The following is a 10,372-nucleotide window of genomic DNA, read 5'->3' as shown; positions in this document are numbered from 1 at the left end:
GCTTCTCAGCCCTCGGCACCGCCGAGATCGTTCGCGTGGCATGACATCAGCGGGGAAAGGGGAAGTCACGCCTTAGGCGTGAGTTACGCAACAATGCCCCGTCTTGACCTCAATCTAAGGTCTAGCGCTGGGTTTGTCAAATATACAGTCGCCATAAAAATGCCCCGCACCGGTCGCCGGCGCGGGGCATTCTCAGAGCTGGTGGCTCCGCTCGATCGAAAGGCGATCAGTAGACGTCGCCGACTTCCTCGATTTCTGCTTCGACGTCGTCGCCGTCGAACCAGCCTTCAAACCAGCCCTCTTCCTCGACGGTGACGACGTAGTCGTCGTTGAGATCAGCGCTGTCGTAGACGCCCGCGGTGTATTCGTCCTCGGAAAGGAGCGAGTCTTCGTCTTCATCCCACGCGGTGTAGTAGTCGCTGTCCCACCCCTCGCCGAACTCGGTCCGATCGATATAGCCGGATTCGTCGGCGTCCCAGTCGGTATAGGGGGTGTTGTAGTCGGGGCCATACCAGCGCTCGGCGCCGACCGTGTACTCTTCCTCGGTGATCTGGAGGTCGTTGTCGGTGTCCCAGTCGGCGAACGTGCCGGTGGCGAACTCGCCTTCACTCAGGAACGTGTCGTCATCGCGGTCCCAGGCGTCGAACGTGCCGGATTCCGCGAAGCCGGTCTGGAACTCGGTCTCCGACAGCTCGAGGTTCCCGTCGTTGTCCCAATCGGTGTAGGTCCATTCGGCGGCCTGAGCGAACGCCCCGACAGGGATCATGAGTGTCGTAACGAGCGCGGCGGTCCGCACGCTGAAAGTATCTGCCAGTTTCATTGGAGAAGCTCCTTTTGAATTTGCATCGACCATCTGGTCACATCCCCCAAACGGATAGTCAGGATGATTGTTCCTGCATTTTGTCGCGCGTCGGATCACGAGACTGCGCAGCCCCCTCCCAAAACGCCTGCTCATGCTGTTCGACGTATGAACGGCCGCTTCGACAAAGCTGCGGCAGCCTCCCAAAATTGTCGAACGGCTGAGAAAAGGAGGGTCCGGATCTTCAGCTGTTGCAGACGATCTTGTTCGCCAGCGCGTTGCGGCAACCATACGAGATTTGCTGGCCAGCAACGCTTGCTTGAGCCAGTCCTTATTTTCAAGGGCCGCTGGTTGGGACAAAGCAACTCGTCGATTGCGACAGCCCAATTAGGTTGCAGCAAGCAGACGAACTCGGAGCATTAAACGTGGCATGGGGCAGCGCCAATCAAGCGATGTTCAATTGCTCGCGCTCCCTGCAGAGCCGCAGTTTCCGACGACCGCGGTGATCGTGTCGATGTCGCCAGCATCGCCATCGGTTGCTGAATTGCCGTCGGTGCCGTGGCGCGCATCGACGACAGTGTCGCCGTTGCACTCACCGGCTGCGATGGCCGAAGCACTGAGGATTGCTGCCGAAGTCATGGCTGCGCTACCGAGTCCGTCAGCCATGGCGAGGCCCACGCCAGGGGCAGAGGCGGACTCGCGGGCGATGACAACTGTCCCTGCCGCATGGCTCACATCGTAAGTTGTGAGCGAAGTCAAAACCGGCGCGCCGCCACTCGCATCAGAGGCCACGCTCACCACGTCTTGCAGAACGCGTCCGTTTGCAAGTTGGTAGGGTGCAAGAACCGTCGTCGCGGATTCCGCGCAAGCCCCCAATAGCGGAAGCGCCAGCGGGATCATCACTCTCCCGTGCATGTCCGCCCCTTCAGTTGCTCGGCTTGCAGTCGGCGTGATCACCGGGGCAGATAACAGTCACGGCATCGATATCGGCATCTCCAGCAGCGTCATTGCCGGAGTTGCTGTAGCTGATCGAAACGTCTTCGAGTCCGTGTTCCGCACCGAGATCCTTCAACTCGAGAAGGTCGGGGCGAGCCACATGGAACGACGTTTCTACTGCGTCGAGCCCGCCGACCGGCGCGAAGTAGTTGTCCATATGTTTTTCGTGCCACTGCGTAAAGGACGCCAGCTTCGAGAAGACCAAGGCTCCATCCAGGTCATACCGATTGGAAGGCCCGTTTTCATTCGGCTCCGGCTCCGCGACCGAAACTTCCACGTCTGAAAGGTTGGGATCCCGTGCAAGCTCGATGACCGCGTTTACGGCGTTGTTCTCGAGCGCCAGTCCGGTTGCGCTGAACGCCACGACGACCACCACATCGCGGGCTTCAGGCGCGTCGTCCTGTTGCTGGGCGAACGGAGCACTGGCCGCAGCTGCTGTCAGAAAGCCGACGCATAGTGCCGCGCTGGTACGGAAAGTAACGGGCATATCAACCTCCACCATTCCCAAGCGGTTACGGAACGCCCTTGAGACATCTTTGGTTCCAACGGTGCAGGCTCAGGTCGGGGCGACAACCGGCGGACCCTTCGACAAGCAGCCGGCCCCGGCTTCCCGCAGCACGTCCGGGACCGTCTGTGGCGAGCGGTAGGAACGACCTATGGTTGCGAGAGCACCGCTCATGCTGTGCTCCAAGCTGGCATGTCCGGCCTTCGCGCACACACGCGGCGCGCACCTTCGCTTGCACCCGTCGAGGCCCGATGCCCAACGGCGTGGGGAGCGGGTCTTGGTCAGAACTCGAGACAGGTTAGAGTTTTCCGGCAGCACCCGTCGCCGGATTATTATCGCGTGATGCGCAAAAGGCGGCCGTTTTCTTGATCCGTGATCAAGAGGAGCGAGCCGTCATCGTCAATCTCCACGTCGCGAGTACGCTTCAGGTCGGGCAAGAGCCGTTCTTCGGCCTGGACCAGCCCGTCTCCACCCACCGAAAGGCGTACGATACCACCAGCGACGAGTGCCGAAATCAGAAAATCGCCCTGCCATTCGGGGAACATGTCGCCATCGTAGACCACGAAGTCGTTGGGCGCGATCACGGGATCCCAGAAGTACAGCGGCTGCACCGCGCCTTCGATATCTGCCGACCCAATGCCTATCGGGGCGCTGCCGAAACGGTCGTAGCGTCGGCCGTAGGATACGAGCGGCCAACCGTAGTTCAGGCCGGGTTCAATTAGGTTTACCTCGTCGCCACCCTGCGGTCCCATCTCCAGCACCACGAGTTGCCCGTCGACGACCTGTGCGCCCTCGATATTGCGGTGCCCGTAAGACCAGATCGAGTCGTCGGCTTCGGGGACCCCGACGAACGGATTGTCTTTGGGGATCGAGCCGTCGGCGTATAGACGTATCGTCTTACCCCAGGTCGCTCCGAGCTGCTGCGCGCGGGGTCGGTTCTCGAATGTGAAGCGCTCGCCCGTGGTGATGAAGACATGGTTTTGGTCGTCGAAGGCAATCCGGCTGCCGTAATGAAGCGGCTCGGGGGCGGATGGATCCTGTACCCAGATGTCCTCGAACCCCTCGACCATGGCGAAGTCTTCGGAAAGGCGCCCACGCCCCACGGCGGTGGCCGACATTGTCATGCCCTCGGCGTTGGTGCCGGTAGGTTTGGCATAGGAGAGATAGATCATGCGATCTTCGGCAAAGTTCGGCCCCGTCTCCACGTCGAGCATTCCGCCCTGCCGCTCATCACGCACCTCGGGCGTTCCACCGATCGGCGCTGACAAGACACCATCGGAGGTGACGTGCCGCAAAGTGCCCGTGCGTTCGGTGACGAGATAGCCTGAGTCTCCAGGCAGGTTCTTGATCGCCCAGGGATGGACGAGGCCATCGACGATGGTCTCGACATCAAGTTCCGCTTGGGTGACCAACATCGGAGCGCGAAACTGCGCATCGAACGCTGGCGGGTATGAGGTGTTGCGTTCCCCCCACTCGAATTGCGGATCAGCAGAGGCGTCTTGGCCTGTTTGCGCAGAGGCGGGTGAGGCAAGTAGCAGTGCGGCGACAGCCAACGAAATCGGTGCATTGCTCATGGGGTTTCCTTTGCAGGGAGACAGCATATCGCTTCGCATCACACCAACTTGCCCCTGCACTTCATGTTCCCGAAGTCTTTGCGGATCACTCGCGGCGCCGGCCTCGCAATGTGGCACTGGCTGAGTGACCCGCCCCGGGTCTGCCGGAGGCTGGTTGACGTTACGCCGTCGGCAACGCGACCTCGCTCTCGCTCGGCACGTCCGCGATGAACCAGGCACAAACCGGTGAGCTCGCCACCCTCGCGGGGGTGGTCCACGGACCAGGGGCGCCGTCTGGGCAGCGCTCCTCGAGATCGCCGGGGACCTGGCAAGCGGCGGCCAATTTGACACGCCGGCCGCGTGCGGCAAGCGCGCCAGGCGCGCGTTGTCGCGCAGGCGTCAAGATCCGGGAGGCGTCTAACGATCTGCGAGATCGCAATTTTGATTTGGAACCCTGTCCGCGCATTACCACACCGCCCCGCGCCATCATCCGAGCAGCGCGAACAGGAAGCGGATCAAGACAAGGATCAGGAACACCCCGGACAGACGTGACAGCAAGTAGTGCGGCAGGACGGATGCGCCAGTTTCACGCCGCGGCGGACCGCTTCAGTTGGATCGCTCATCTGACTGGTTTCACCTTGCCGCTTAGCCACGCTCCAAGTGTCAATGTTGCCGGCACAGTCGAGATCAACCGCCCGAGCCCCGCAAAACGCTCAGGCCGCATCGCGAGATTGGCAAAGGCATTGGCAGCGCGAATGCGGGTCGAGAACTGACGGCGCCACATCGCTTGATAGCGTGCACCGGCGCGATCACGAGCTTTGCGGTCGACTGAATCACACTCTTCGAATGCACGCGACAGGAGCCAGCCCGATTGTATCGCCATGGAAATGCCTTCCGCGATCACCGGGTGCGCCTCGCCTGCGAGATTACCGACGCGGAATATGCCGTCCGCGTAGCAGGGCCGCAGGTCTGGGCGGATCGGCCCCGCGCCCAGCCAAGGTCCGCTCAGCTTTGCCCCGTCAAGCGTTTCGCGGATGCCCCGGCAGGACCGCATGAGATACGCCTGCAGCGCCGCACCGGCCGTGTCGCCCGGTCGCCGCAGATCTTCCAGAACGTCACGCCGGATACAGCACGACAACGAAAGGCGCCCGCCGTCGACCTGGACCATGCCACCGTAGCCGCCCGGAAAGGACAAGAGCGGCATCAGGTCGGCATCGAGGTGGCCACCACGAAAATGCGCCTTAAAGCCCAAGAGATCGCCTGGTGCGCTCAGCTTCGGCGCCTGCGTCGGCAGTGGCCCGCGCTCCCACGAGCCGTGCGCCGCGACAAGGACCGGGGCCTCTAACGTGGCAGTGCCTTGCGGCATCGCCAGTTCCACCCGGTGCCCTGCTCCTTTTCGAGTGAATCCTGTCGCACGGCCGGGTTGAAGAACCTCGACACCGCAGCAGCGTGCCTGCTCGAGAAGCAGGGGATCGAGCACGTCCCGCCCGAGCCCGCGTCCGGAGCCGCCCGTCGCGGGCATCGGCGCCGTCACCACCCGCTCTCCCATGAATAGAGCGACGCGTCCGATCGCGGGGCCGGCCGCGGCGTCCCATTCAGCGCAAACGCCGAGGGCCTCGAGAACGGGCCGGTTGGCCGCGGACATGAACTCGCCGCAGACCTTGCGGCGCGGAAACTCGGCGCGCTCGACCAGCGCCACATGCCAGCCCTTGCGCGCCAGCCCTATCGCCGCCGAAGTGCCGCTGGGACCGCCGCCGATGACAATGGCGTCATGCGTCATCGCATATTCCCCTTCGCCGCAAAGCCATGGGTAAACAGCCCTTTCCGACCCTCGAAGCTAACCCGACCCGACCAGAGCCGCGACAGCTCGTCACCTCGGAAACCCGCGCGGACGCTTGCAGGCGCATCATGCCTTGTCACGGCATTCGCGCCGATGGCGCCGACTGCGCGGGAGGCGGCATAGGAAAACGGTGTTCGCAGCGGCTCTGTCGCGACAAGGCGTCGTGCGTTGGCAGCCAGGGTGTTCATCAGCTGCCGAAGCGGAGCGCCTTCGAAATGATGCAGGAACAGATTGGCGACGACCAGATCGACTGGTCTCGACTGCGCCGCCATCCAATGCTCCGCATCCGAGGTCACCACATCGACCCGCCAACCGAGAGCGCCGAGCGCGCGGTGCGTGGCGGCGGTCACGACGGGCTGCATGTCGAGCAACACCAGCCGGGGCGCCCCGTCCACGGGACTGAGCGTGCGTGCAAGGCGCAGCGCCCAGGTGCCATCGCCGCATCCCAGGTCGACAACTGTACCCAGCGTCCCCGAGGTATGGGCGCGGATCATCGCGGCGGTGATGGAGGCGTTGAGCATCAGCCCGTTGATGCGCCGCAAATCCGCGCGCGAAGCGCGGGCACGCGGGTCATCCGCAGGCAGCTCATCAAGCATTTCGGGCACCAGCAGGCGCTGCATCGGCCCCACTCTCACGCAGCCATCTCGAAACTCACGGTCTCGGCAGTGAGTCCGGGGCCAAAGGCCATGCCGATCCCTTTTTCGCCCGGCTTGCCGTCAGCCAGCATCTTCTCCAACACGAACATTACCGTGGCCGAGGACATGTTGCCATTGTCACGCAAGACCTCGCGCGAGGCAGTCAGCGCGGCATCGTCGAGGCGCAGGGTCTTCTGAATCGCATCGAGCACCGAGCGACCGCCGGGATGCACGGCCCACAGATCGATCTCCTCGACGGCGCGGTTTCCAAGGATCTCCGTCCAGTGCGCCTGAAGCACGGTTTGAATCGTTGCGGGCACCTGCCCCGACAGCACCATGTCGAAGCCGTCATCGCAAACGTTCCACGTCATCAACTCGTCGGCGTCGCCCGCGAGCAGCGCCTTGAAGCCATCGAGCCGGATGCCGACGGGCTCGGAGGTGACGAGCGCGGCCGAAGCGCCATCGCCCCAGATCGAGAATGTCAGGAGCTGCTCGAGGTCGGTGGTTTCCTTCAGGTGCAGCGTGCAGAGCTCGCAATTGACGACCAGCACCTTGGCGTCCGGCTCCGAACGCACGATGTGGCGCGCGGCCTTGAGCGCGCTGACCGCTGCGTAACAGCCCATGAAGCCGATCAACGTCCGCTCGACCGACGCATCGAGGCCAAGGCGACGGAGGATCTGCAGGTCGAGGCCCGGGGCGGACATGCCGGTGCAGCTGGCGACGACGAGATGGGTGATCTCGCGCGGGTCGTCCAATTTCAGCCCTTCGATCGCCCGCATTGCGAGATCGGGGGCATGGATCTTGAAGAAGTCCATCCGCTCGCCCGTCCCGGGAAACGCACCACGCCGGAACATGCCGGCCCGGTCCACCACCGGCCCTGCCGCGTCGGCGGCGGTCTCGATGCAGGAGTGCCGACGTTCAATCCCCGCCTTCTCGCTCATCTTGATGAACAGCCGTTGTTCACGAGGCTTTTCGTGAAGACTCGCCGCGACGAACTGACGAAAGAAGTCGTGGATCTCGTTTGCCGGGACGGCCGTCGCGATCCGATTCACGTGTGCTTGGGCCATGGCATTCTCCGACAAATGTCGCCGCGATGTGCAGCATCAGAAAGACCAACAAGCGGTTGGTCATTCTGTTCCTGTGACGCCGGCTGACGGAGACGTCCGGGAGAGGCAGTCTTTGGCCATTGCGGGAAACTTGTTCCGCCGCTCGACGAATATGAATCGAAGCCCCAGCCTTGCGCGGCCGGGAACGAGGGCCGGCTCGGCCGACCGCAGGTGCGATCGACCTCACCGAGGCAAGAGAGTGCTCGATGGGGGCAGGCTCAGCGAGCACTCTCCTGATGCGTTTGCACCGCTGGAAGCGTCTTCACCAAGCGGCGCCAGGAAGAGAAAGGCGCTGAAGCTACATGCCTCCCGCCCACTCCTGAATTGCGCTGCCGACGTGACCCGGAGCCTCGAACACCGCCGCGTGCGAGCCGCCGGGGATGATGGCAAGCTCGGCGTTCGGCATCTGCTCGACCATGCCGCGCGCAACCTGGACTGCGTAGAGCGAATCCTCGAGCCCGACCACGACCAGCGTCGGCACATCGATCTCCGGCAGAAGGTCGGTGAAGTCGGGACGCTCGGCCAATGCAACTGCGCCGCCAATGAAGCCGTCGACACTCGAACCCTGCATGATCGCCGTCAGGTAATCGGTGACGGCAGGTTCGTTGAGGCGGGTCTCGCCCGTCAGCATGTCAGGCAGGAGCGTCGTGATGATCGGCTGCTTGCCAGCGCTGCGCGCGACCTCGGCCACGCCCTGCCACAGGCCAGCCTCGGCCGGACCCGCCGCGGACGCGGTGGTGTCGATCAGCACGAGTCCTTCGAAGCGCTCGGGCGCCTGCTCGTACATCGACAGAGCGATCGGCCCGCCCATCGACATGCCGCCGATGATCGCCGCGTCGAAGCCAAGGTGGTCCATGACCGCCAGCGCATCATTGGCATAGGTGCCGATGTCCTGCGGGATCTCGGGTGCCTCGCTCAGGCCGTAGCCGCGGTGATCCACCGTCAGCACGGTGTAATCATCCTGTAGCGCGTCGCGCACCCGCGCGAAGAGCGCGCCGGACAAGGGGTAGCCGTGCAGAAGCAGCATCGGCGGTCCGTCTCCGGCCACCTCGTAGAAGATGCGCGCGCCGTCTTCGGTTTCGAAGTACTCGCCGACACGCTCCGACGGCGCCTGCAGCGCGTCGATGGCGGGCACCTCGACCCTCTCGGTCACGAGAGCGGGATCGGCCGTCTGTTGCTGTGCAAAAACCGGCGACGCGAGGAAGAGGGCTGCACCGAGGGCGCATGCCGTCCGCATGGCGGTCATGGGGTTATCCTTTCAGGTTTCCCTGCGCCGCTGCATCGGCGCATGCAAGCCAACAGGAGGTAGCGCGGTTTGTTCCGCGCTTGGGTGCGCGCAGACATCGTGTAGAGAGGTGGCCATCGGGTTTCTCGGTAGGGTCCGGTTGTGACCGCCAGCCTGAACCGGGAACTAAACCCGATGACCAAGCCCGTGATGGACCTACGCACACTCGTAAAGAAGATCGCCGAAGAAACCTGCCCGCGCACAGCAGGTTCACTCAGGCCCGCCCCAGCCGGCCTTCCTTGTGCGACCCGCTTCCTGCGCGTAGCACTGCCAGATGCTCATCGAGATTTTGATCGTTCTATCCCTGATTCTGGTCAACGGGATTCTCGCGATGTCGGAACTCGCCGTGGTCTCCGCACGGCCGGCGCGGCTGAAGGTCCGGGCGGACCAGGGCAGCAGCGGCGCAGCCACGGCGATCCTCCTGGCTTCCGATCCGGGCCGCTTCCTGTCCGCCGTGCAGATCGGCATCACATTGGTGGGCGTCCTGTCCGGCGCCTTCTCAGGCGCCACACTGGGTCTGCGCCTGGCTGACGCTCTCGCTGCCGCGGGCGCGCCGGCGGGCGTGGCGAGCACATTGGGCGTGGGCGGCGTGGTTGTCGTCATCACCTACCTTTCACTCATCGTCGGGGAACTTGTTCCGAAGCAGATCGCCCTGCGCGCGCGCGAGGCCGTCGCGGCCCGCGTCGCGCCGGCGATGCGGATAATCTCTCGTGTCGCCGCACCGCTTGTCTGGCTGCTCGACAAGTCCGGCAAGATCGTCCTCCGGCTTCTTGCTCAGTCGGGGCACGGCGGGTCGGGCATGAGCGACGAGGAGGTACGTATGGTGATCTCCGAGGCGCGTCAGGCGGGTGTCATCGAGCACGCCGAAAACGAGATGATCGCCGGTGTGATGCGTGTGGCCGATCGCACGGCGCGCGGTCTCATGACGCCGCGCCACGAGGTGGACCTGGTGGATCTTGCCGATGGCGCCACGGCTGTTCTGGAGCAGGTGCGAACGAGCCGCCGCTCGCGGCTTCCCGTCCGGGACGGTGCGGCGGACGACATCGTCGGCGTCCTGACCACGCGCGACGTGCTTGAGATCGGGACTGCGCCGGGGCTGGATGACCTTCGTGCGCTCGTTGTTCCCGCGAAGGTCGTTCTCGACGGGATGCCGGCCCTCGATGTCATCGAGACGCTCAAGCAAGGGCCGGCGCAAATGGTGCTCGTCTTCGATGAATATGGCCACTTCGAGGGCATCATCACCGCAATGGACCTTCTCGAAGCGATCACCGGAGACTTCGCGGACGCTGAATATCCCGAGCCGAAGATCGTGGAGCGCGAGGATGGGAGCCTGCTGGTCGCGGGTTGGATGCCGGTCGACGAGTTTGCCGACAAGGTCGGTCTCGCGCTGCCCGACGATCGGGACTTCGAGACGGTCGCAGGACTGATCCTCGATCACATCGGCGCGGCGTTGTTGCGTAACTCTGACTGCGGGCGATTCACATCGCGAATCCCTGCGGTTAGACGGGTCGCATGAGCAAGCCTCCTCCCGCCCGCTACCGCACGACGAACTGGTCCAGCTATAACGCCGCGTTGCGCAAGCGCGGCTCGATGCTGATCTGGGTAGAGGAAATGGCCTGGCTGGCGCCGCATGAAGGTCGGCTCGGCCGCCCT

Annotated in this window: 9 protein-coding genes and 1 pseudogene; 2 read left to right on the top strand and 8 right to left on the bottom strand. The window is 63.9% G+C overall.

The window, feature by feature from the left end; translation table 11 throughout:
• Positions 1-226 precede the first annotated feature (226 nt).
• The 8 genes from BLW27_RS19770 to BLW27_RS19735 all read right to left on the bottom strand — a co-directional run bounded on the left by BLW27_RS19770 (position 227) and on the right by BLW27_RS19735 (position 8,680).
• Positions 227-820, bottom strand: coding sequence for an EF-hand domain-containing protein (locus BLW27_RS19770; RefSeq protein ID WP_089886361.1), 594 nt, complete (start codon positions 818-820; stop codon positions 227-229).
• A 435-nt stretch (positions 821-1,255) separates the two neighbouring features.
• Entirely contained in the window at positions 1,256-1,699 is a 444-nt protein-coding gene (locus tag BLW27_RS19765) for a hypothetical protein (RefSeq protein ID WP_143042386.1), read from the bottom strand.
• 25 nt (positions 1,700-1,724) lie between these two features.
• Positions 1,725-2,282 carry a hypothetical protein gene (locus BLW27_RS19760; protein ID WP_218141182.1) on the bottom strand — a complete coding sequence of 186 codons (558 nt, stop codon included), beginning with the start codon at positions 2,280-2,282 and terminating at the stop codon, positions 1,725-1,727.
• A gap of 350 nt (positions 2,283-2,632) precedes the next feature.
• On the bottom strand, positions 2,633-3,874 hold the full coding sequence (locus BLW27_RS19755) for a PQQ-dependent sugar dehydrogenase (protein ID WP_089886355.1): 1,242 nt from the start codon (positions 3,872-3,874) through the stop codon (positions 2,633-2,635).
• Positions 3,875-4,472: 598 nt separating this feature from the next.
• A complete protein-coding gene (locus BLW27_RS19750; RefSeq protein ID WP_089886354.1) occupies positions 4,473-5,633 on the bottom strand; it encodes an NAD(P)/FAD-dependent oxidoreductase in 1,161 nt (386 codons plus the stop codon).
• Complete coding sequence (locus BLW27_RS19745; RefSeq protein WP_089886352.1) at positions 5,630-6,313, bottom strand: methyltransferase domain-containing protein; 684 nt, start codon at positions 6,311-6,313, stop codon at positions 5,630-5,632. The genes BLW27_RS19750 and BLW27_RS19745 overlap by 4 nt, the downstream gene beginning before the upstream one ends.
• Before the next feature lie 11 nt (positions 6,314-6,324).
• Positions 6,325-7,395, bottom strand: coding sequence for a type III polyketide synthase (locus BLW27_RS19740; protein WP_089886350.1), 1,071 nt, complete (start codon positions 7,393-7,395; stop codon positions 6,325-6,327).
• A 337-nt stretch (positions 7,396-7,732) separates the two neighbouring features.
• Positions 7,733-8,680, bottom strand: coding sequence for an alpha/beta fold hydrolase (locus tag BLW27_RS19735; RefSeq protein WP_089886348.1), 948 nt, complete (start codon positions 8,678-8,680; stop codon positions 7,733-7,735).
• Between the two features lie 313 nt (positions 8,681-8,993).
• Between BLW27_RS19735 and BLW27_RS19730 the strand changes: the two genes are divergently transcribed.
• Positions 8,994-10,235, top strand: coding sequence for a hemolysin family protein (locus BLW27_RS19730; RefSeq protein WP_089886346.1), 1,242 nt, complete (start codon positions 8,994-8,996; stop codon positions 10,233-10,235).
• Positions 10,232-10,372 (top strand): annotated as a pseudogene (locus BLW27_RS21005) (IS5/IS1182 family transposase); the annotation flags it as partial. The gene BLW27_RS19730 and the pseudogene BLW27_RS21005, both read left to right, overlap by 4 nt.

The organism is Citreimonas salinaria, assembly GCF_900107235.1.
GTDB lineage: Bacteria > Pseudomonadota > Alphaproteobacteria > Rhodobacterales > Rhodobacteraceae > Citreimonas > Citreimonas salinaria.
This window is presented reverse-complemented; position numbering and strand designations above follow the sequence as displayed.